The organism is Xanthobacter sp. (assembly GCF_041911315.1).
Classification (GTDB): Bacteria; Pseudomonadota; Alphaproteobacteria; order Rhizobiales; family Xanthobacteraceae; genus Xanthobacter; species Xanthobacter aminoxidans.
In genome coordinates this window covers 77,763-99,099 of record NZ_JAYRPE010000086.1, presented here as the reverse complement: position 1 = coordinate 99,099, position 21,337 = coordinate 77,763, and the positions used below count along the sequence as shown (strand labels likewise).

The window sequence follows — 21,337 nt, the reverse complement described above, 5'->3', positions numbered from 1 at the left end:
AGCTGGGCGAGGCGGGCCTCGATCTCCTTCTCCATGGCGGCGAGCGCGGCCTGCTGGCGGGTGAAGCGGGCGTCGGCGGCGGCATCGGCGATGTTGCGGCAGTAGAGCGCCGCATTCTCGCCGGCGGCGGCATCGGCACCAGCGGCGGGTTCGGCGCGGCCATCGGCCGGGAGCATCAGGACGGTGCCGCAGAGCGCGGCGAGCGCCAGCGCGGTGCCGCTCCTGGCCCGGGCGGCCCTGCGGCGGCGGGCTGAGACGACGAGGATGCGAAGTCGCGTGCAGGTCACGCGCCGGAGCGCGACAACGCCCACGAACAGCGAGCACGAGACCGAGACGATCGCATAGATGATGGCGGCGTCGATGAGGACCGTCGAGACGGACATGGAACCTCCTCCTCTTCCCCGAGGGGCGGCGCCGTGCGGGGGCACGGGCGCCTTGGATGGTCGAGGTCTAGGGGGAGAGACTTGCGCGACGCTTGCGGGAGATGGCGGCCGCGCCGCCCGTCACTGGAACACCAGCTCGGCCTGCAGCGCGCCGGAGGTCTTCACCGCCTGGAGGATGGAGATGATGTCCGAGGGCTTCAGCCCGAAGCGGTTGAGGCCGTTCACCAATTGCTGGAGATTGGTGCCGCGCACGATGCCGATGGGCCCGCCACTCTCGTCCGCCTGGATGTTGGTGCGCGGCACCACCACGGTCTCGCCGAAGGTGTAGGGCTCGGGCTGCGACACCTCGGGCGTCTCCGTCACCTGCACGGTGAGATTGCCCTGGGTGACGGCGAAGGTGGAGACCTGCACGTTGCGGCCGATGACCACCGTGCCGGTGCGCTGGTCCACCACCACCTTGGCCGGCGTGTCCGGCGTGATGCGCAGTTCGCCGATCTCGGCGATGAAGCGGGCGGTGCCGGAATGGGGCGGGCGCTGCACCACCACCGTGCGCAGATCGCGCTCGCGGGCGAGGCGCTTGCCGTAGCGGGCGTGGGTATAGGCGTTGATCACGTCGGCCATCAAAGCGGCGGTGCGGAAATCGGGATTGGTGAGGTCGATGAGGATTTCCGGCAGCTCGGACAGCTGGCCGGGGATCTGCCGCTCCACCAGCGCGCCATTGGCGATGCGGCCGGCGGTGGGCACGCCTTGGCTCAGCGTCTCCGCCTGCCCGGTGATCTGGATGCCGGACACGATCTGGCCCTGCGCCACCGCATAGGTCACGCCGTCCGCACCGTTCAGCGGGGTCACGAGCAGCGTGCCGCCGCGCAGGGACGTCGCATCACCGAGCGAAGCGATGGTCACGTCGATGCGCGTGCCGAGGCCGGCGAAGGCGGGCAGGTTCGCGGTGACGGCCACGGCCGCCACGTTCTTGGCGCGGAGCGACAGGCCCTGCACGTTGATGCCCATGCGGTCGAGCATGGATTGCATGGCCTGCTCGGTGAAGGGCGAATTGCGCAGCGTGTCGCCGGTGCCCTGGAGGCCGATGATGAGGCCGTAGCCGACAAGCTGGTTGTCGCGCACGCCCTGAATGGAGGAGATGTCCTTGATGCGCGTCGTCGCCTGCGCGGCGGCGGGGCCGGCGAACGCGAGGAGCGCGGCAAGGAGCGCGGCGAGGGCCGCGAGCGCGAGGCGGATCATCGCGTCTTCACCCATACGGTGCCGTCGCCCGCCACCTCGCCGACGATGATCTGGCCGGAATCCATGTTCTTGAGCCGGATGGTGGCGCCGGCCGCACCGGAATCGAGCGGCATGCCGTAGCCGGAGATGGCGAGCCCGCCGTCCTTCAGCTGGATGCGGGTGGCGACGCCCTTGGTGACGAGGGTCACATCCACCAGCGCATTGAGCGGCACCGGCTGGCCGGCGGCGATGACCCGCCGGGCCGATTTGCCCACCACGGCGGAGGACTGGAGCGCGATGCCGCCGCGGTCGAGCACGGCATCGGACACCTCGCGCTGGGCGAGCATTCCGGCGGAGATGACATCGCCGGGATAGAGGGTGACGGCGGCGACCGGAATGCGCGCCATCGGCACGGCCTCGGCCGGCGGGCGTACGGGCGCGGCGCGCGGCGCATCGACCTCCTCGCGGCCGGCGGCGGCTTGCTGGGCAAGGGAGGAAATGCTCTGCGCCGTCGCAGGGGCGGCCACGGCGCAGAGCATGGTCGAAATGCTGGCAGCGATGCCGGCCTGCAACCACGCCCTCCTACGGGCGGCCCGCCGCTGCGGATGAGTCATCTCCGCAACCCCGTTCACCGGATGCCCTTGGAGACCACGCCGGCCATATCGTCGGCGGCCTGGATCACCTTGGAGTTCATCTCATAGGCCCGCTGCGCCTGGATGAGCTGGGTGATCTCCTTGATGGGATCCACGTTCGATCCTTCCAGATATCCCTGCACCACGGCGCCGAAGCCGGTGGTGCCGGCGACGCCGGTCACCGGCTGGCCGGAGGCGGAGGTCTCGCGATAGAGATTGTCGCCCAGCGGCTCGAGGCCGGAATCGTTGGCGAAGGTGGCGAGCGTCAGCTGGCCCACCAGCGTCGGCGACGTCTGGTTGGCGATCTGCGCATAGACCTGGCCCGACTCGTTGATGACGATGCTGCTCGCATCCTGTGGCAAGGTCAGCGCGGGGTTCAGCGCATAGCCGTCGGCGGTCACGATCTGGCCGGTCGGGCCCTTGTTGAACGAGCCGGCGCGGGTATAGAGCGTGTCGCCCGAGGGGCTGGTGATCTGGAACCAGCCGCGGCCGTTGAGCGCGAGGTCGAGCGGGTTGCCGGTCTGCGCCAGCGGGCCTTGCAGATGCAGATTGCGGATGCCGATGGTGCGCACGCCGAGGCCGACGAGGGCGCCCTCCGGCACCGGCTCCGCGCCGTCCTGATTGGGCACGCCCTGGGCGCGCTCGGCCTGATAGAGCAGGTCGGTGAACTCGGCGCGGGCGCGCTTGAAGCCGGTGGTGTTGATGTTCGCGATGTTGTTCGCGATCACCTCCACATTGGTCTGCTGGGCCGACATGCCGGTCGCGGCGATGGCCAAAGCTCTCATGTCACTCTCCTCAGATGGCCATCCGGCTGATTTCCTGGTAGGCGGCGACCACCTTGTCGCGCACCGCGATGGCGGTCTGGAGCGTCTGCTCGGCCGACATCACCGCCTCCACCACCTGCTGCACGGAGACCTTTCCGTGGATGCCGGAGATGGCGCTCACCTCCGCCGTCTTCACCTGATCCACGGCGTCCGACGACATGCGGGCGAGCATGGTGGAGAAGTCGGAGATGCTGCCCGCGCTCTGGGTGGCGCTCGCCGCCTCGGTGGCGCGGGCGGCGGTGGTGGCGCTCGTGGCGGTGGTGCGGCTCAGCGCATTGAGGGAAACGGCATCGATCATCACGGCGTCCTCAACAGATCGATGGTCATGGCGACCATGGAGCGCGCCTGCTTGATCATCTGGAGGTTGGCCTGGTAGCTGCGGCCGGCCTCCCTCAGATCCGCCATTTCGGCGAGCGGATTGACGTTCGGCACCTTCACCCGCCCCTCGGCGTCGGCGGCGGGGTTGCCGGGGTCGAACTCCACGGAAAAGGCGCTGCGGTCCACGCTCGTGGCCTTCACCTTCACCCGCGATGCGCCGAGGGCGCGGTCGGGCTCCTGGGTGAACTCCACCGTCTTGCGGCGATAGGGGTCGGCGCCCGGCGTGGTGCCGGTGGAACGCGCATTGGCGATGTTCTCGGCGACGATACGCATGCGCTGGGTCTGCGCGGCGAGGCCGCTCGAGGCGATGCCGGTGATGGTCTTGAAGGGATCGCCGATCATGACTTCACGCTCGCGAGGATCATGCGGTGGAAGGAGCGGACGATGGAGGTGTTGAGCGAATAGGCGCGGTTCACCTCGTCGGCCTTCAGCATCTCCTGCTCAAGGCTCACGCTGTTGCCGGAATGGGACGTATCCCAGCCGTCGCGCGGCGCGACCTTGGCGGCGCCGATGCCGCCCGCCGCCACGTCCATGTGGCTGCCGGAGGTGCGGACGACGGCGAGGCGGGTGCGGTCGAGGATGGCGGCGAAGGGCTCGGCGTCCACCGCCTTGTAGCCGGGGGTGTTGGCGTTCGCGATGTTCCCCGCGATGGCCGTCTGCCGCACCGTGGCCCACTGGGCGTGCCGCGAGGCGAGATTGAACAGGAACAGGGGCTCCATGGCACATTCCCCGGATGGTTCGCGCGCCTTCTGAAAGGGGCGAGGGATGACCGTTTCCTAGCGCGCGAACCTTGCCCGAGGCTGGCCGCCCTCTCACGCACTCAGGCGCACGCCCTCCAGCGTCGCCGTGAGGTGTTCGAGCAGGGCATCGGGCGCGGGCTCATCGCCGTGGTAGAGGATGCTGTCCATCTCCACGCCCACGGTGCCCGCATCGAAGATGATGCGGAAGTAGAGCGAGCAGTCGGCACAGCCGAGCTCCATGTCCATGGCGACGGTGGGGGCGACGCCCCAGTCGGCCTGGATCATGGCCTGCCCGCCATAGCGCAGCGCGCCCGGCTTCAGGGAGCGCTCGGCGCAGGAGGCGACGATGTCGTCGATGATGTTGGTCTGCCCGGCATGGATATAGGCCATGAGCAGGCCGGCATTGGTGAAGAACAATTCGGTCATCACCTCGCGCAGCGCGCCGGCCAGAACGCGCTCGCAGGCGAGCCGCTCCATCTTCGGCCGGGCGGCGAGACGCTGGAGGCGGAGGAACTCATTTCGCGCCATGGCCCGGCCTCGCATAGATGTAGTGCAGGATCTTCGCCACCGGCCGGTAGAAGTCCTGCGGAATCCACTGGTCCACCTCCACCGCCGCGAACAGGGCGCGGGCGAGCGGACGGTCCTCGATCACCGGCACGCCGTGGCGCTCCGCGATCTCGCGGATCTTGAGGGCGATGAGGTCTACCCCCTTGGCCACCACCAGCGGCGCGCCGCCGGTCTGCCGGTCGTATTGGAGGGCGACGGCGTAATGGGTCGGGTTGGCGATGACGACGGTGGCCTTGGGCACGGCGTTCATCATGCGCTGGCGCGCCCGCTCACGGGCGACGGCGCGGATGCGCGCCTTCACCATGGGATCGCCCTCGGCCTGCTTGAACTCGTCCTTCACCTCCTGCTTCGTCATGCGCAGGTTGGTCTTCCAGCTCACCCGCGACCACACGATGTCGGCGGCCACCAGCCCGATGGTGACGACGCACACGGTGGCGACGAGCCGCATGGCAAGGGCGAGGAGCACGGCCGGCAGGCGCAGCGGATCGGTGAACATGGCATTCACCACCTCATGTTCCTGCGCATAGAGCACGAGGGCCGCGACGATGCCGATGGCGAAGAGCTTGAACAGCGCCTTGCCGAACTCGATGTGTCCCTGCGTGCCGAAGATGCGCTTGAAGCCGGCCGAGGGCGACACCCGCGACCATTGCGGCCGGATGCGCTCCGCCACCAGCGACGGCACGTTCTGGAAGCCCGAGGCCACGAGGCCGGCGAGCATCAGCACGATCACCATGGGCATCAGAAAGCGTCCGGCTCCCGCCAGCGCGCCCCACAGGATGGACACCGCATCGTTGCCGGTGGCGATGGGAAAGCCGGCGGGATCGTCGATGAGGCGGGAGAGGTCGGCGGTCAGCAGCCGCACCGGGGACGCGACGAAGAAGGCGAGGATGGCGAGGATGCCGAGGAGCGAAGCGAACAGCGTCGCCTCCCGCGAGAACGGCACGTTGCCCTTCTCCACGGCGTCGGAAATCTTCTTCTCGCTCGCCTCTTCTGTCTTGCTCTCCTTGTCCTGTTCCTCAGACATGGCGCCCCCGCAGCGGCGGGGTCAGAAGGGCATGGCGCTCAGCGCACATAGGCATCTTCCTCCGTACCGGAGGAAATCTCGATCTCGCCGCGCCCCGCCATGTCGAGGGCGAGGTCGGTGACGGTGCGGCGGGCCTCCATCACGTCCTTGGCCGGGGCCGGCTCGCTGCCGGCCATCTCCTGCTCCACCATGCGGCGCACGCGGGCACCGAGGGACTGGAGGATGATCTCGCGGAATTCGGGATCGGTGCCCTTCAGCGCCAGCACCAGTTTGTCGGTGGGCACCTGGTCGAACAGCGCGGTGCGGGCGCGCGGCGTCAGCTTCACGATGTCGTCGAAGGTGAAGAGCAGGCCCTTCAGGATTTCCGCCGATTTCGGGCGCGTCGAGGCGAGGCTCGCGAGCACCGTCTCCATGGCGTCGCGGTCCATCTTGTTGATGATGTCGGCCATGCGCGCGTGCGGGTCGGCACCGGCATTGCGCGAGAAGTTCATCATGAAGTCCTCGTGCACCGTGCGCTCGATGACCTGCATGGTGGCGTCCACGATGGGCTTGAAGGTGAGCATCCGCCGCATGATGCCGTTGCGCTTGTCCTCCGGGATGAAGCTCAGCACCTTGGCGGCGCAGGCGGGCTTCACCTTGGAGAGCATCAGCGCGGCGGTCTGCGGGTGCTCCTTGGCGACGTAGGTGGCGAGCACGTTCTCGTTGACCGTGGAGATGCGGTCCCAGATGGACTGGTTCGCCGCCCCCATGATGTCGTTCATGATGTCGGCGATCTGCTCAGGCGGCAGAACGCCCTGCAGCAGCCGCTCCACGTCGGCGACGGTGCCGACGAGGTTCGCCCCGCCGGCGAAATTGCTGGCGAAATCCTCGACCAGGCTTTCGATCTGAGCCGTGCTGACCGGCTTCAGCGACGCGATGGAGCGGGTGATGAGGCGGATTTCGTCCGCCTCGAAATGCTTCATCACGCGGTTGGCCGCGGGCGTGCCCATGGCCATCAGCAGGGCCGCCACGCGGTCTATGCCCTGGAGGGGACGCGGCTTCGCCGCGCTCGCAGCCGCCATGGCCGCCTCAGCCGGCGTCGGCGTCGTTGGGGCCGACGATCTCGGTCAGGGAGACGCCGAAACGGGAATTGTCGTCCTCCACCACCATCACCTCGCCGCGGGCGATGACGCGGCCGTTCACCACCACGTCCACCGGCTCGCCCACCCGGTGGTCGAGGGGCACGACGGTGCCGCGATTGAGCTTCAGGAGGCTCGACACCGGCATGGAGGCCGAGCCGAGCACGACCTGCAGCAGCACCGGGATGCGCTTGACGGTCTCAAGCCCCGCGCCGGAGCCGAGCGTCTCGCCGGCCTTGGCGAGCAGCGCTTCGTCCAGCGCGCTGGAGGGGGTCATGGTTTCGATGTCGGGAGCGGGCATGGCTTTGATCCGGATTCGAGAGGGCGGTCAGCGGTCGCTGAGTTCAGGCGCCAGGGACGCGGGGGATTTCCGCGCGTCGATCTCGGCGATCAGCTCGTGGGCGGTGTCGATGCGGCCGGCGAGCAGCACCAGCACTTCGCGGCCGTCGCGGCCGAAGGTGTCGAGGGCGTCGCGGGCGCAGATGAGGGCGGCGGAGGCCTCCGCCAGCGCCTTGCCGTAGTCGGCGTTCAGCCGGTCCACCGCCTTGAGCCGGCGGTTGAGCAGGGCGACCGAGGCGGTGGTGACGACGAGGGCCGCGAGCAGGATGAGATCAGCGGGGAAGGATGTCATCGATGAAGTCCTGATGCTGGTTGATCTGCTCGTCGAGGCGCACCACGTAGCCGCCGTCCGACTGGCCGAGATGGCACCAGAAGAGCGGCTGGGCGGCGCTCTCCAGCTTCACCCGGCTGGCGGGGGTGGCGTCGAGCTTGAGGATCTGGCCGACCTTGAGGGCGGCGATGTCGCCGAGGGTCACCTCGTGCTCGTCCAGCACGGCGCGCAGCTCCACCTCGGTGCGGTTCACCTCGTCGCGGATCTTCTGCGCCCATTTCGGGTCCCGCCCGCCGGTCTCCGCCTGGCTGGTGCTGGCGAGCGCGCGACGCAGCGGCGTGAGGGCGGACTGCGGGATGGTGACGAACATCTCGCCACCCCGGTTCAGCGCCTGCAGCAGGAATTTCGCTGTCACCGCCAGATTGTTGCGCCGGCCGATCACGGCGAAGTCCATGCGGGTTTCCTGCCGCTCGAACTGGAAGCTGGTGTCGCTGACGAGGGCGAAGGCGGATTTCAGCGCCTTCGTCATCTGCTCGAACAGCAACTGCGCCACGCGCCCCTCGATGTTGGAGAAGGAGCGCTCGTCCTCCACCGGTGGCTCGGACCCGTCGGCGCCGAACAGCACCTCGATCATGGTGAAGATGAAATCGCGGTCGAAGCCGACGATGAGCTGACTGTCCCACGACGGCGCGTTGAAGATGCCGGCAATGGCCATGCCCTCATAGGCTTCCAGCACGTCGCCGATGCGCCCGCTCTCGACGCTGGAGAGCGAGTAATAGGCCTGCGAGGCCGCCACCTGCCGGAGCCCGTCGGCGCAGAAGGTGGCCATGCGGTCGAACAGCACATGCAGCATGGGCAGCCGGTCCAGCGAGAGGCCGGCGGCATCCAGCAGCATGTCGCGGATGTCGTGATGCTTGGAGGCGGATTTGGCGGCGGATTTGGCGTTCATGGCTCAGGCCGCCTGCTGCACGGTGCCGTTGGCAGACGGCGCGGCCTGGATGGCCTCGCTCTCCACCTCGTCGATGGTGGGGCGTTCGCCGGCGGAAATGGTCTTGCGGCCGTGCTCCAGCGCGATGGGCGGCAGCGCGCCGTTCATGAAGGCGATGAGCGCCTGCTTGGTGATGATGAAGGGCTGGCACTGCTTCTCGCGCGTGCTCTTCACCTTGGCGGCGAGCGGCGAGATGATGGCGTAGGACGAGTAGATGCCGACGAAGGTGCCGATGAGCGCCGAGCCGATATAGTGGCCGAGGATTTCCGGCGACTGGTCGATGGCGCCCATGGCCTTCACGATGCCGAGCACCGCGGCGCAGATGCCGAGCGCGGGCAGCGCTTCCGCCACCGTGCTGAGGGCGCCGGCGGCCTTGGTCTTGTGCTTCTTGATGGTGGAGATCTCCTGCTCCATCAGCGCCTCGATCTCGTGCGATTTGGCGTTGCCGATGAGGATGAGGCGGGCGTAGTCGCAGATGTACTGGGTCAGTTCCTTGTCCTTGAGCAGGCTCGGGAAATGGCCGAACAGCGCGGAGCTTGCCGGATCGTCGATATGCGCCTCGATCTCGTTGCGCGGCTTCTGGCGCATGTCGCGCATCAGCGCGTAGAGGAGGCTGAGGAGGGCGAGGAAATCCTTGCGCTTCGGCCCGGTCCCCATGGCCGCCTGCATGATGCCGGAGCCCGTGTCCTTTATGACCGAGAAGGGGTTGGCGATGATGAAGGTGGAAAAGGCGATGCCGCCGATGATGAGGAACTCGAACGGCTGCCACACCACCTCCGGGTGTCCGCCCATGGCCATGAAGCCACCAAAGGTAGCGGCCAACCCCAAAATGATTCCGATGATGACGGCCACGGCTTCCCCCGTTCTGTCCAGTGTCCGGTGGTAGGGGGCGAGGATTGTGCGAGGCTGTGCTCTGTCGATCCTTGCAATGACCCGCGTTCACTCCATAATCACCGCCAAAATGGAATGGATTGTTCTGCCCTCTTTGGGTTGTGCATGCTACACAACTCGCGTCTTGGCTCGCTGGCCTTTCTGGTTGCATGTTCGGCCGTTGCGAAGCCTTCGATATCCCGTGCCTAGCCCTGACCGGCACGGGGTGGCCGGACCGGGGGGTGTCAGAGATGACGTCTTCCGGTCCGCGCTGGGCTGATCCCGAAAATCCTCACATATTGAGCGCCTTAAGCCCGCAAGGCTCACGCAAGGCAGGGCATGCGGAATAGGCCGGCCGCCGGCCTCCCGCCGCGCGCGCCCTGTTCCCCGCGGATGCTCCCATGGAAAGCACGCTCCTCACCTACCGCCTGCTGGCGCGCGACATGACGCGCTCCTTGTCGACCAAGGCGGCCGAGAAGCCGGTGGCGCTCGAATCGGGCTACTACCTCAAGCACATCGGTAAGGTGACGAGCATCGACGGCTTTCTGAAGGATACCCGGCTCTTCACCTATGCCATGAAGGCGTTCGGCCTCGAGGACATGGCCTATGCCAAGGGCTTCATGCGCAAGGTGCTGAAGGAGGGCGTGACCGATCCCAAGAGCTTCGCCAACAAGCTCAACGACGATCGCTTCAAGGCCTTCGCCAAGGTGTTCGATTTCAAGGGCCTCGGCGCCGCCGCCACCCAATCGCCCGAGGCGGGGCAGAAGGTGGTGGACCGCTACGTGCGCCAGGCGCTGGAGGCGGACCAGGGCGCCAGCAACGAGGGTGTGCAGCTCGCGCTCTATTTCCACCGCCAGGCCCCCGCCGTGAAATCCGTCTACGGTTTGCTCGCCGATCCCGCGCTCTGGAAGGTGGTGAAGACCATCTACGACTTTCCCGACGCCATGGCGGCCGCCCCCATCGAGAAGCAGGCCAAGGCGGTGAAGGCGCAGCTCAACGTTGCGGACCTGAAGGAGCCGGCGAAGCTCGATGCGCTGCTGCGCCGCTTCAGCGCCAAGTGGGACGTGGCGCAGGGCGTGGATGCCGCCCCGGTGCTCGACCTCTTCTCTGTCCGCACGTCGAGCGCGGCCTCCTTCTCCATCCTCAACCTGAAATACGGAGGCTGAGATGGGCTCAGGTCTCTACGTCTCGCTCTCGGCGCAGCTCGCCGCCGACAAGCGCCTCACCACCATCGCCAACAACGTGGCCAATCTCAACACCGCCGGCTACCGCGCCGAGGAGGTGCGGTTCGAGGAGATGGTCTCCAGGGCCGGGGGGCAGGACGTGTCGTTTACCTCCACGGGCGAGACCTACACCTCGCGCAAGTCGGGGCCGATCAACCCCACCGGCAATCCTCTGGACATCGCGGTGGAGGGCAAGGGTTGGTTCGCGGTGCGCGACGGCGCGACCACCGCCTATACCCGCGACGGGCGGATGAGCATGAGCCCGGAGGGCGAATTGCGCACCCTCTCCGGCCGGCCGATCCTCGATGCCTCCGGCGCGCCGGTGGTCATCGATCCCACCGGTGGCACGGTGCGCATCGGCACCGATGGCTCCATTTCCCAGAACCGGCGCGCCATCGGCCGTGTCGGCCTGTTCCTGATTCCGGAGGACGCGAAGCTTGCGCGCCGCGACGGTGCGCTGGTGGTGCCGGACAAGCCCGCCGCGCTGGTGCAGGACTATACCCGCAACGTGGTACGGCAGGGCTTCGTGGAAGGCGCGAACGTGGATGCCGTCACCGAGATGACGCGCCTCATCGCCCTCCAGCGCGCCTTCGAGATGGCCGCCTCCGCCGTGTCGCAGACCGAAGATTCCACCTCGCAGACCATTCGCGAGCTTGGCCCGGGATGAGCGCGCCCCCGGTCAACGCGCTCCAGCGCCTGCGCCACGCCGTGGAGAGCGGGCTGGAGGACAATCCCATCGTCCGCGTCGGCGGCATCGTGCGGGAGGTGGCGCCCACCCATGTGCGGGTCTCCGGCCTCTCCAGCTTTGTCACGCTCGGCGAGCGGGTGGGATTCGAGCAGGCGTCGGGCACCAGCATCGGCGAGGTGGTGCGCATCGATCCGGCGGGCGCGGTGGTGAAGCCGTTCGACGAGCGGGTGTCGGTGGGCATCGGCACGCCGGCCTTCCGCATCGGCCCCCTCGCGCTCCGCCCGGATCGCTCCTGGAAGGGCCGCGTCATCGATGCGCTGGGTCGCCCGCTGGACCGGCCCGAACCGCTGGCCCATGGCCCCTGCCGGATGCCGCTCGATGCCGAGCCGCCGCCCGCCATGGCGCGCGGGCGTGTGCATCGGCCGCTCGTCACCGGGGTGCGCGCGGTGGATATCTTCACCCCCATCTGCGAGGGCCAGCGCATCGGCATCTTCGCCGGCTCGGGCGTAGGCAAGTCCACGTTGCTTTCCATGTTTGCGCGCTCGGCCGGTTTCGATACCGTCGTGGTGGCGCTGGTGGGCGAGCGCGGGCGCGAGGTGCGCGAGTTTCTGGAAGGCCCGCTCGCCGCCAGCCGTGACCGGGCGGTGGTCATCGTCTCCACGTCCGACCAGAGCCCCATGATGCGCCGGCTCGCGCCGCAGGCGGCGCTGGCGGTGGCGGAATATTTCCGCGATGCCGGGGAGAGCGTGCTGCTCATCGTCGATTCCGTAACCCGTTATGCCCATGCCGCCCGCGACGTGGCGCTGGCGGCGGGCGAGCCGGCGGTGGCGCGGGGCTATGCGCCCAGCGTCTTCTCCACGCTGCCGAAGCTGCTGGAGCGGGCCGGGCCGGGCATGGAGGGGGAGGGGGCCATCACCGGCATCTTCTCGGTGCTGGTGGACGGCGACGACCACAACGATCCCGTGGCGGACGCCATTCGCGGCACGCTGGACGGCCACATCGTGCTCGACCGCGCCATCGCGGATCAGGGGCGCTTTCCCGCCATCAACCTGCTCGGTTCCATCTCGCGGCTGGCCGGCGAGGTGTGGAGCGAGCCGGAGCGCGATCTGGTGCGGCGGCTGAAGGCCATGATCGCCTGCTTCGAGGACACGCGCGACCTGCGCCTGATGGGCGGCTACCAGCCCGGCGCCGACGGCGAGCTGGATCAGGCCGTGGCCATCGTGCCGCGCATCTACGAGGCGCTGCGGCAGGACCCCGGTGACCCGCCGAGCCTTGCCGCCTTTTCCGATCTCGCGGCCGCGCTGAAGGCCTGAGCGGCACTGCCGCTCCCGCTTGCGCGGTGGAGTCCAGCCCCGCGCAAGCCATCCGCCCTCAGATGCGGCGATGACACTGGCGCAGGCTCCTCCTTCCGGCGGGCGCGCCCTTTCAGACCGCGACGAGGACCGAGCCATGAGCCTTTACGGAATGCTGCGCACAAGCGTGTCGGGGATGACCGCGCAATCCAACCTGCTCGGCACGGTCTCCGACAACATCGCCAATGCCGGCACTGCGGGCTACAAGCGCGCCGACACCCAATTCTCCTCGCTGCTGCTGGAGACCGGCGGCACGGAATATCAGTCCGGCTCGGTCAATACGGACGTGCGTTACGCCATCAGCCAGCAGGGCGCGCTGAACTACACCTCCTCCTCCACCGATCTCGCGGTGCAGGGCTCCGGCTTCTTCCTCGTCAACGACCCGTCCGGCCAGACCCAGCTGACCCGCGCGGGCTCGTTCCAGGTGGATGCCAGCACCGGCAACCTCGTGAACAGCGCCGGCCTCACACTGATGGGCTACGACGTCTCCGCGGGCGATCCCAACGTGGTGCTGAACGGCACGGCCGGCCTCGTTCCCATCAATTTGCAGAACACCAAGCTCGCGGCGACGCCCTCCACCGAGGGTACGTTCGCGGCCAACCTGCCGTCCAATGCGGCGGTTGCCACCGCCCCCACCGCCGGCGCCAACGTGGCGGGCGCGAGCTTCACCGACAAGTCCTCGCTGGTCGCCTACGACAACCTCGGCAATGCGGTGACGCTCGATCTCTACATGACCAAGACCGCCGAAAATCCGGGCGTGTGGGAGCTTGCGGTCTACGACCAGGCCGCCGCCCCCGCCAACGGCACTTTTCCCTATGCGTCCGGCCCGCTTTCCACCCAGACGCTGACTTTCGACGCCAGCGGCAAGCTCGCCTCCGGCGGCAGCATCTCGCTTGCCGTGCCGAACGGGGCGACGCTGACGCTCGATCTCGCCGGCATGTCCCAGCTTGCGGCGCCCTACACGCCCTTCACCGCCAGCGTGAACGGCAATGCGCCGAGCCCCATCTCCGACTTCTCCATCGCCAAGGACGGCACCGTCTACGCCACCGATGCCAATGGCCGGAAATCCGCTATCTACCGCATTCCGCTGGGCACCGTGCAGAGCCCGGACCGGCTGGAGCCTTTGACCGGCAACGCCTACAGCACCACGCTGGATTCCGGCGCCATCCAGATCGGCTTTCCCAACGAGGGCGGCGTCGGTTCGCTGCTCTCCGGCGCCACCGAGCAGTCCAACGTGGACATGGCCTCCGAACTCACCCGCATGATCGTGGCGCAGCGCGACTACACCGCCAATTCCAAGGTGTTCCAGACCGGCACCGAGCTGCTCGACGTGCTGATGAACCTGAAGCGCTGATCTGATGCCGCCGCGCCGCGCACGGGTGCATCATGAGCCTCTCCCTCGCCTTCAACACGGCGCAGTCCTCGCTCGCCGCCAATTCGGCGAAGATCGCCCTGTCCAGCCGCAACGTGGCGGGGGCGGGCGAGGCTTCCGCCTCGCGCAAGATCGCCGTCACCACCACGGCGGCGGACGGCTCGGTGCGGGTGGTCTCCATCACCCGCGCCACGGGCAGCGCCCTGTTCGAGCGGATGCTCGGCGCGACCTCCGACAGCGCCGCCCAGCAGGCCCTCGCCGATGGCCTCGGCCGCCTCGCCCAGACCGTAGGCGACCCGCAGGACCCGACCTCCCCCGTCGCCCGCCTCGGCACGCTGAAGGATGCGCTGACCCGCGCCGCCGACACGCCGGACGACATGACCCTCGCCCAGGCGGCCGTGACCGCCGCGCAGGACCTCGCCTCCTCCCTCAACACCGCCACGGATACCGTGCAGCAGGTGCGCACGGATGCGGATGCGGCCATCGCCACTTCGGTCGGCACCGTCAACGATCTGCTCCACCAGTTCGAGGCGGAGAACAGCGCCATCGTGAAGGGCAGCGCCGCTGGCGCCGACATGACCGATGCGCTGGACCGGCGCGATTCCATCCTCGCCAGGCTCTCCGAGGAGATCGGCATCTCCACGGTGACGCGGGCCAACAACGACATCGTCATCTACACCGAGGGCGGCGCGACCCTGTTCGAGACCACCGCCCGCACGGTGGGCTTCACCCCCGCTCACACGCTCGATGCGAACACGCAGGGCGGCAGCGTGTTCGTGGACGGCGTGTCGGTGACGGGGCGCGACGCCACCATGCCGGTGCGCACCGGCCGCATCGCCGGTCTCACCCAATTGCGCGACGACGCCGCCTCCACCTACCAGACGCAGCTGGACGAACTGGCGCGCGGCCTCACCGACGCCTTCAAGGAAACCGACGGCGCGGGCAACGTTCGCGCCGGCCTGTTCGTGCCCGCGGTGGGCAGCGCCACGGTGCCCGGCGGTCTTTCGCCCGGCCTCGCCGGAACGCTGACGGTGAACGCGGCCGTGGACGTGGCGCAGGGCGGCGACATCCGCCTGCTGCGCGACGGCGGCATGAACGGCGCGGCCTTCGCCGCCAACACCACGGGCGCGGCGAGCTTCGCCGGGCGCTTGAATGCACTTTCCGCCGCGCTCGACGCGCCCCGCTCCTATGACCGAGCCGCGCAGCTCTCCGACAACCAGAGCCTCGTCTCCTTCGGCACCGCCTCGGTGAGCTGGCTGGAAGGCGCCCGCAAGGCGGCGGACACCCGGCTCGATTCCCAGAAGACGGTGCTGGCGCAGGCCTCCAACGCGCTCTCCGCCGCCACCGGCGTGAACCTCGACGACGAATATGCCAGCCAGCTCGAACTGGAGCGCGGCTATCAGGCCACGTCCAAGCTGATGGGCGTGGTGAACCAGCTCTACGACAGCCTCTTCCAGATGATCGGCTAAGCCATGCGCAGCACCTACATCTCCACCCTCGCCTGGACCTCCCCGTCCCGCGCGGCGCTGCCGAAGCTGCAGTCGGACATCTCGAAGGCCACTACGGAAATCGCCACCGGCCGGCAGGCGGACGTGGGCCTGACGCTAGGCATCGCGACGGGGGAGAGCGTGGGGCTGCATCTGGCGCGGGGCGCGATCCTGTCGCAGAAGCAGGGCAATGCGCTGGCCTCGAGCCTCCTCGGCCACAGCCAGGTGGCGCTCTCCCAGATCTCGGACGACGCCAACCAGTTCCTGAAGGACATCCTCGCCGGGCAGGCGGGCAACGCCTCCGGCGCCATCCTCGCGGATCAGGCGAAATCGGCGCTCGATGCCTTCACCGCGCATTTGAACGCCACGGACGGGCAGCGCTACCTGTTCGCCGGCATCAACAGCGCCGAAAAGCCCATGGTGGAATATGCCGCCGGCCCCAAGGCCGCGGTGGATGCGGCGTTCGCCGGTGCGTTCGGGCTTGATCCCGCGAACCCGCAGGCGGACCCGCAGGTGGCGGACATCTCCGCCGCGGATATGTCGGCCTTCCTCGACGGCGCCTTCGCCGACCTGTTCGCCGATCCCGCCTGGGGCGCCAACTGGTCCAGCGCGTCCGACGAGGCGCTGACCAGCCAGATCTCCGACACCGCGCGCGTTCCCGTCACCACGACGGCCAACACGACAGCCATGCGCAACCTTGCCATGGCATTCACGATGGTGTCGGAGCTTGGCACAGCCTCCCTCTCGGAGGCCACCCGCAAGGTGGTGCTGGACAAGGCCGTCACTGTTGCCGGCGCGGGCGTGAGCGGCGTCGTTGCGCTGTCCGCGCAGCTCGGGGTGTCCAGGTCCCGGGTGGACGCGGCGGACGAGGCGCTGGCCAAGGTGTCCGATCTCGTCGACCGGAGGATCAACGTCCTCGAAGGGGTCGACCCCGCCGAGGCGAAGACCCGCCTCGACACCCTGACGACGCAGTTGCAGATGTCCTACGCGACCACGTCAAAGGTGATGCAGCTGAGCATCCTGAACTACATCTGACATGAGGGTGCGTGATGTACCGATTCTCCTACGCGGAAATACTTGACGAGTCCGCGACGCTCAACCGCGAGCGTGAACGCCTCGCCCTCGACCAGGCGGTGAATCTGCTCACCCTCGCGGCCAAGGCGGAGCCCGGCTCGCGCGAGGTGCTGGCGGCGGTCGCCTATCTGCAGAAGCTCTGGGGCTTCTTCATCAGCGATCTCGCCGATGCCAACAACGAGCTGCCGCGTGAGCTGCGTGGCACGCTCGCCTCCCTCGGCCTGTGGGTTATCCAGGAATGCGACCGCCTGATCTCCGGCACGGGCGGCGACATTCCCATGCTCATTGATGTCAATCGTGCGATCCGGGATGGCCTGCAATGACGAAGTCCATGCACATCTCCCTCAAGGCCGGTGAAAAGCTGTTCCTCAACGGCGCCGTCTTACAGGTGGACCGCAAGGTGACGCTGGAACTGCTCAACGACGCGACCTTCCTGCTGGAAAGCCACGTCATGCAGCCGGAAGACACCACCACGCCGCTGCGCCAGCTCTATTTCGTGGCGCAGTCGCTGCTGGTGGACCCGGCGAATGCCGATGCCGCACGCGGGCTGTTCTTCCGTCAGCTGGCGTCGCTGATGACCACCTTCACCAAGCCCGCGATCCTGATGAACCTCGACGACGCGGGCCGCCTCGTCGGCGAGGGGCGTACGTTCGAGGCGCTGAAGGCGCTCAGGGGCATGTTCCCGCTGGAGGAGGCGATCCTGAACTGCGCGGTGCCGCCGAAAGTCGCCTGACGCGTTCCGCGCGGTTGCCGGCAAGGCCGCCCGCAAGGTCGGCCTCGCGCAATCCTCGCGGGCGAGAAGGGTGCGAAAAGGAGATCGCAGCATGACCCAGGTCCAGAGCGTCGCGTCCGCGGCCGGCACCGCCGCAACGAGCAAGACGGCCTCGGCCGGCAAGGCGAACAGCATCGACTACAACGCCTTCCTCCAGCTCCTGGTGGCGCAGTTGCAGAACCAGGACCCGACCCAGCCCATGGATTCCACCGCCTACATGTCCCAGCTCGCCTCCTTCTCCCAGGTGGAGCAGCAGGTGGCGAGCAATGCGAAGCTGGAATCCCTTTTGGCCGCCAGCGCCTTGCAGTCGGCCAACCTCGCGCTGGGCCACACCGTGACCTCCGCAGACGGCAGCATCAGCGGCAAGGTCTCCTCGGTGGAGATCACCAGCGACGGGCCTCTGGCGCAGCTCTCCAACGGCAAGAGCCTGCTCATCGGCCCCGGCGTGACGGTGAGCTGAAGATGAACGAGGCAGATGCGCTCGGCATCGTCCATTCGGCCATCTGGACCATCCTTGTCGCCGCCGGCCCGGCGGTCGCCGCAGCCATGCTCATCGGCATCCTCGTCGCCCTGTTCCAGGCGCTGACGCAGATCCAGGAAGTCACCCTCACCTTCGTGCCGAAGATCGTCGCGGTGCTGGTGGTGGCGGCGGTGACGGGCTCCTTCATGGGCGCCCAGATCATGGCCTTCACCGAGGAAATCTACGGCCGCATATCGAGCGGTTTCTAAGCCAACGTCTGCGGGGGAGCCTGACGCATGTCGGACATCACAGTGCGCGACGCCGCGCAGGGCTCGCGCCGCGACATCGGCTTCGCCATGGGCATGGTGGCGATCCTCGCCATCCTCTTCCTGCCCATTCCGCCGGCGCTCATCGATATCGGCCTCGCGCTCTCCATCGCGCTCTCCGTGCTGATCCTGATGGTGGCGCTGTGGATCGACAAGCCGCTCGAATTCTCCGCCTTTCCCACCGTCCTCCTCATCGCGACGCTGCTGCGCCTCGGCCTCGGGGTGGCGACGACGCGCCTCATCCTCGCCCACGGCTCGGACGGCGTGAACGCGGCGGGCCACATCATCCACGGCTTCTCGCAGCTCGTCATGAGCGGCGATTTCGTCATCGGCATCGTGGTGTTCCTGATCCTGGTGACGGTGAATTTCCTCGTCATCACCAAAGGCGCCACCCGCATCGCGGAGGTCGGCGCGCGCTTCACGCTGGATGCCATCCCCGGCAAGCAGATGGCCATCGATGCGGACCTGAACGCCGGCCTCATCGATGACAAGCAGGCCCAGCGCCGCCGCGCCGAGCTGGAGGAGGAAAGCGCCTTCTTCGGCTCCATGGACGGCGCCTCCAAGTTCGTGCGCGGCGAGGCGGTGGCGAGCCTCATCACCATCGCGGTGAACATCTTCGGCGGCATCATCATCGGCGTCACCCGGCACAAGATGCCCATCGGCGACGCGGCGGACATCTTCACCCGCCTGTCCGTGGGCGACGGCCTCGTCTCGCAGATCCCCGCACTCATCGTCTCCCTCTCCGCCGGCCTCCTCGTCTCCAAGGGTGGCACGCGGGGGAGGGCGGAAAAGGCGGTGCTGGGCCAGCTCGGCGCCTATCCCCGTGCGCTGTTCGTGGCCGCCGGGCTGCTCTTCGCCCTGGCGCTTGTGCCCGGCCTACCGTTCCTGCCCTTCGCGCTCATCGGTGGCATGATGGCCTTCGTCGGCTGGTCGGTGCCGCGTCAGCTCGCCAAGAAGAAGGCGGACGCCGACGCGCGCGACGCCGAGGCGAAGCAGCAGGCGGACCGCGAGGCGCGCGAGTCCGTGAAGGAGCAGCTGAAGACGGCCGAGATCGAGGTGTGCGTCGGCAAGCAGCTGGCCACGCAGGTGCTGCGCACGCCCTCGGAACTCGGCAACCGGCTCGGCAAGATGCGGCGCAAGTTCGCCCTCCGCTACGGCTTCGTGGTGCCGGACATCCGCATGACGGAGAGCCTCGCCGCGCCGCCCAAGGGCTACCAGATCAAGATGCACGGCACGGTGCTGGCGGCGCAGGAGATGCGCATCGGCGAGTTGCTGGTCGTGGTGGGCGACGGGCCGCCGCCGGACGTGCCCGGCGACGAGGCGCGCGAGCCGGCCTTCGGCATGAAGGCCATGTGGATTCCGGAGGCCTACGCCACCGAGGTGAAGCGCGAGGGCTTCGCGCCGGTGGACAACCTCACCGTCATCCTCACCCACCTCTCCGAGGCCATCGCCAACAATTTGCCGCAGCTTCTCTCCTACAAGAGCATGCGGTCGCTGATCGACCGGCTCGATCCCGAATACAAGCGCCTCGTGGAAGACATCTGCCCGGCGCAGATCTCCTATTCCGGCCTTCAGGCCGTGCTGAAGCTCTTGCTGGCGGAGCGCGTCTCCATCCGCAACCTGCATCTCATCTTGGAGGCGGTCGCGGAGATCGTGCCCCACGCGCGCCGCTCCGAGCAGGTGGCGGAGCATGTGCGCATGCGCATGGCGCAGCAGATCTGCGGCGATCTCGCGGAGGGCGGCGTGCTGAACGTGCTGCGCCTCGGCAGCCGCTGGGACCTCGCCTTCCACCAGAGCCTCAAGCGCGACGCCAAGGGCGAGGTGATCGAGTTCGACATCGATCCGCGCCTCGTGGAGCAGTTCGGCACCGAGGCGGCCACCGCCGTGCGCGAGCGCATGAAGGCGGGGGCGCCCTTTGTGCTCGTCACCGCGCCGGACGCGCGGCCCTATGTGCGCATGATCGTGGAGCGCATGTTCCCCTCGCTGCCCGTGCTCTCCCATGTGGAGATCGCCCGCGGGGTGGAGATCAAGGCGTTGGGCGCCATCTCGTGACCTCCGGCGCCGTGAGCCTCCTCGCCCGCGAGACGGTGCTCGCCGCCTTCCTCGTCTTCTGCCGGGTGGGCGGCGCGCTGATGCTGATGCCGGGCATCGGCGGCCGGCATATTCCCATGCGCGTCAGGGTGTTCCTGGCCCTCGCCTTGTCCTTCGCCTTCCTGCCGCTGGTGCTGGATCAGGTGGCGCCGAAGGTGCGGACGGCGGGCTCCGGCGATTTCGTGTTCATGATCGCCGGGGAGCTTCTCACCGGCCTCCTCATCGGCCTCTTGGCCCGGCTCTATGTGACGGCGCTGCAGTTCGCCACCAGCTTCATCGCCCAGGCGGTGGGCGTCTCTCCCATGCCGGGCGCGTCGGTGGAGGAGGACGAGCAGCTGCCCATCCTCGCCACCCTCATCGTCTTCTCCGCCACGGCCCTCATCTTCGTCGCCGACCTGCATCTGGAGCTGGTGAAGGGGCTGGTGGACAGCTTCGCCCGCGTGCCGCCGGGCAGCCTCCTCGCCGTGCGGCCGGCGCTGGTGGACCTCGTGGACCAGATGTCGGCGGTGTTTCTGGTGGCCGTGCGGCTCTGCGGGCCGTTTATCCTCTATTCGGTGATGGTGAATTTCGCCGTGGGGCTCATCAACAAGTTCACGCCGCAGATCCCGGTCTATTTCGTGGCGACGCCCTTCGTCACCGCCGGCGGGCTGCTGCTGCTCTATGTGAGCGTGGAGCCGCTGCTCTCCGCCTTCCTCGTCGCCTTCTCGCAATGGCTGAAGGCGGGCTGATGGAGAAGGAGCGCCACAGGAAGGCCGAGCGCCTCGTTGCCGTCCAGCGCCAGTTGAAGCGCGCCGCCGAGACCCGCCATGGGGAGGCGGTGCGCGAGAGGGTGAGGCTCGATGGCGAGACGGCGGACCTCATGGCCGCCCTCGACGATGGCCGCTTCGCCCCGCTGATGCTGGAAAACGTGGCGCGCCGGCTGGAGCGCGTCGCCCTCGCCCGCCAGCAGGCCCACGCCGCCGAAGTGGCCGCCGCCGATCAGGTGAAGGCGGAAAGTTTCACCCTGAAGCGCGCCGAGCGCCATGCCGAAGGGACCGGACGCCTCGCCCGCGCCGAGGAAGAGCGCGCGGCCACCGACGCCATCGCCGAGGCGAGCCTCGTGTCCAGCGGACGTGCAAGCCTCGCATAAGCATGGCGGGG

The 21,337-nt window shown here is 68.3% G+C and carries 26 protein-coding genes and 1 pseudogene; 13 read left to right on the top strand and 14 right to left on the bottom strand.

Translation table 11 applies throughout. From position 1 onward, the window contains the following. The 14 genes and pseudogenes from ACE3QW_RS24765 to motA all read right to left on the bottom strand — a co-directional run. Positions 1–383: pseudogene (locus tag ACE3QW_RS24765) on the bottom strand (hypothetical protein); the annotation flags it as partial. A gap of 120 nt (positions 384–503) precedes the next feature. After that, complete coding sequence (flgI, locus tag ACE3QW_RS24760) at positions 504–1,637, bottom strand: flagellar basal body P-ring protein FlgI (RefSeq protein WP_374254720.1); 1,134 nt, start codon at positions 1,635–1,637, stop codon at positions 504–506. Next, positions 1,619–2,173, bottom strand: a complete 555-nt coding sequence (flgA, locus tag ACE3QW_RS24755; RefSeq protein ID WP_374254718.1) for a flagellar basal body P-ring formation chaperone FlgA — start codon at positions 2,171–2,173, stop codon at positions 1,619–1,621. The genes flgI and flgA overlap by 19 nt, the downstream gene beginning before the upstream one ends. 56 nt (positions 2,174–2,229) lie before the next feature. Beyond that, positions 2,230–3,018: a flagellar basal-body rod protein FlgG gene (gene flgG, locus ACE3QW_RS24750; RefSeq protein WP_374254716.1), complete on the bottom strand. Its 789-nt coding sequence runs from the start codon at positions 3,016–3,018 to the stop codon at positions 2,230–2,232. Positions 3,019–3,028: 10 nt separating this feature from the next. After that, complete coding sequence (locus ACE3QW_RS24745) at positions 3,029–3,355, bottom strand: flagellar hook-basal body complex protein FliE (RefSeq protein WP_029556022.1); 327 nt, start codon at positions 3,353–3,355, stop codon at positions 3,029–3,031. Next, complete coding sequence (gene flgC / locus ACE3QW_RS24740) at positions 3,355–3,777, bottom strand: flagellar basal body rod protein FlgC (protein WP_029556021.1); 423 nt, start codon at positions 3,775–3,777, stop codon at positions 3,355–3,357. Before flgC ends, ACE3QW_RS24745 begins: the two co-directional genes overlap by 1 nt. Further along, positions 3,774–4,154 (bottom strand): flagellar basal body rod protein FlgB, encoded by a 381-nt coding sequence (gene flgB, locus ACE3QW_RS24735; protein ID WP_374254714.1) that lies wholly within the window; start codon positions 4,152–4,154, stop codon positions 3,774–3,776. The genes flgC and flgB overlap by 4 nt, the downstream gene beginning before the upstream one ends. A 93-nt stretch (positions 4,155–4,247) precedes the next feature. Then, the gene (locus ACE3QW_RS24730; RefSeq protein ID WP_051678860.1) at positions 4,248–4,703 is read right to left on the bottom strand and encodes a hypothetical protein; all 456 of its coding nucleotides are present in this window, start codon (positions 4,701–4,703) and stop codon (positions 4,248–4,250) included. Further along, entirely contained in the window at positions 4,690–5,766 is a 1,077-nt protein-coding gene (gene flhB / locus ACE3QW_RS24725) for a flagellar biosynthesis protein FlhB (protein ID WP_374254712.1), read from the bottom strand. The genes ACE3QW_RS24730 and flhB overlap by 14 nt, the downstream gene beginning before the upstream one ends. A gap of 38 nt (positions 5,767–5,804) precedes the next feature. Continuing rightward, complete coding sequence (locus tag ACE3QW_RS24720) at positions 5,805–6,827, bottom strand: flagellar motor switch protein FliG (RefSeq protein WP_029556018.1); 1,023 nt, start codon at positions 6,825–6,827, stop codon at positions 5,805–5,807. A gap of 7 nt (positions 6,828–6,834) precedes the next feature. Beyond that, positions 6,835–7,161, bottom strand: coding sequence for a flagellar motor switch protein FliN (fliN, locus tag ACE3QW_RS24715; protein ID WP_051679381.1), 327 nt, complete (start codon positions 7,159–7,161; stop codon positions 6,835–6,837). Between the two features lie 51 nt (positions 7,162–7,212). After that, positions 7,213–7,515, bottom strand: coding sequence for a hypothetical protein (locus tag ACE3QW_RS24710; RefSeq protein WP_029556016.1), 303 nt, complete (start codon positions 7,513–7,515; stop codon positions 7,213–7,215). Next, complete coding sequence (locus ACE3QW_RS24705) at positions 7,496–8,443, bottom strand: flagellar motor switch protein FliM (protein WP_024276879.1); 948 nt, start codon at positions 8,441–8,443, stop codon at positions 7,496–7,498. The genes ACE3QW_RS24710 and ACE3QW_RS24705 overlap by 20 nt, the downstream gene beginning before the upstream one ends. A 3-nt stretch (positions 8,444–8,446) precedes the next feature. Further along, on the bottom strand, positions 8,447–9,334 hold the full coding sequence (motA, locus tag ACE3QW_RS24700; RefSeq protein ID WP_024276880.1) for a flagellar motor stator protein MotA: 888 nt from the start codon (positions 9,332–9,334) through the stop codon (positions 8,447–8,449). Positions 9,335–9,753: 419 nt separating this feature from the next. Here motA and ACE3QW_RS24695 point away from each other — a divergent pair, with 419 nt between their 5' ends. From ACE3QW_RS24695 to ACE3QW_RS24635, 13 genes are all read left to right on the top strand, one after another. Then, complete coding sequence (locus tag ACE3QW_RS24695; protein WP_374254710.1) at positions 9,754–10,518, top strand: DUF1217 domain-containing protein; 765 nt, start codon at positions 9,754–9,756, stop codon at positions 10,516–10,518. 1 nt (position 10,519) lies between these two features. Further along, positions 10,520–11,242, top strand: coding sequence for a flagellar basal-body rod protein FlgF (gene flgF / locus ACE3QW_RS24690; RefSeq protein ID WP_374254708.1), 723 nt, complete (start codon positions 10,520–10,522; stop codon positions 11,240–11,242). Beyond that, positions 11,239–12,576 carry a flagellar protein export ATPase FliI gene (gene fliI, locus ACE3QW_RS24685; protein WP_374254706.1) on the top strand — a complete coding sequence of 446 codons (1,338 nt, stop codon included), beginning with the start codon at positions 11,239–11,241 and terminating at the stop codon, positions 12,574–12,576. Before flgF ends, fliI begins: the two co-directional genes overlap by 4 nt. A 136-nt stretch (positions 12,577–12,712) precedes the next feature. Continuing rightward, complete coding sequence (locus ACE3QW_RS24680; protein WP_374254704.1) at positions 12,713–13,969, top strand: flagellar hook protein FlgE; 1,257 nt, start codon at positions 12,713–12,715, stop codon at positions 13,967–13,969. Positions 13,970–14,001: 32 nt separating this feature from the next. Beyond that, the gene (gene flgK / locus ACE3QW_RS24675) at positions 14,002–15,456 is read left to right on the top strand and encodes a flagellar hook-associated protein FlgK (protein ID WP_374254703.1); all 1,455 of its coding nucleotides are present in this window, start codon (positions 14,002–14,004) and stop codon (positions 15,454–15,456) included. Between the two features lie 3 nt (positions 15,457–15,459). Then, on the top strand, positions 15,460–16,509 hold the full coding sequence (locus ACE3QW_RS24670) for a flagellar hook-associated family protein (RefSeq protein WP_374254701.1): 1,050 nt from the start codon (positions 15,460–15,462) through the stop codon (positions 16,507–16,509). 14 nt (positions 16,510–16,523) lie between these two features. Next, complete coding sequence (flaF, locus tag ACE3QW_RS24665; protein ID WP_374254699.1) at positions 16,524–16,871, top strand: flagellar biosynthesis regulator FlaF; 348 nt, start codon at positions 16,524–16,526, stop codon at positions 16,869–16,871. Next, a complete protein-coding gene (flbT, locus tag ACE3QW_RS24660) occupies positions 16,868–17,281 on the top strand; it encodes a flagellar biosynthesis repressor FlbT (RefSeq protein WP_374254697.1) in 414 nt (137 codons plus the stop codon). The genes flaF and flbT overlap by 4 nt, the downstream gene beginning before the upstream one ends. A gap of 91 nt (positions 17,282–17,372) precedes the next feature. Further along, the gene (flgD, locus tag ACE3QW_RS24655) at positions 17,373–17,780 is read left to right on the top strand and encodes a flagellar hook assembly protein FlgD (RefSeq protein WP_374254695.1); all 408 of its coding nucleotides are present in this window, start codon (positions 17,373–17,375) and stop codon (positions 17,778–17,780) included. Between the two features lie 2 nt (positions 17,781–17,782). Then, on the top strand, positions 17,783–18,049 hold the full coding sequence (gene fliQ / locus ACE3QW_RS24650; RefSeq protein ID WP_024276890.1) for a flagellar biosynthesis protein FliQ: 267 nt from the start codon (positions 17,783–17,785) through the stop codon (positions 18,047–18,049). Positions 18,050–18,076: 27 nt separating this feature from the next. Continuing rightward, complete coding sequence (gene flhA / locus ACE3QW_RS24645) at positions 18,077–20,158, top strand: flagellar biosynthesis protein FlhA (protein WP_374254693.1); 2,082 nt, start codon at positions 18,077–18,079, stop codon at positions 20,156–20,158. Continuing rightward, complete coding sequence (gene fliR / locus ACE3QW_RS24640) at positions 20,155–20,925, top strand: flagellar biosynthetic protein FliR (RefSeq protein WP_374254692.1); 771 nt, start codon at positions 20,155–20,157, stop codon at positions 20,923–20,925. The genes flhA and fliR overlap by 4 nt, the downstream gene beginning before the upstream one ends. Continuing rightward, a complete protein-coding gene (locus tag ACE3QW_RS24635; RefSeq protein WP_374254690.1) occupies positions 20,925–21,326 on the top strand; it encodes a hypothetical protein in 402 nt (133 codons plus the stop codon). The genes fliR and ACE3QW_RS24635 overlap by 1 nt, the downstream gene beginning before the upstream one ends. Positions 21,327–21,337 lie beyond the last annotated feature (11 nt).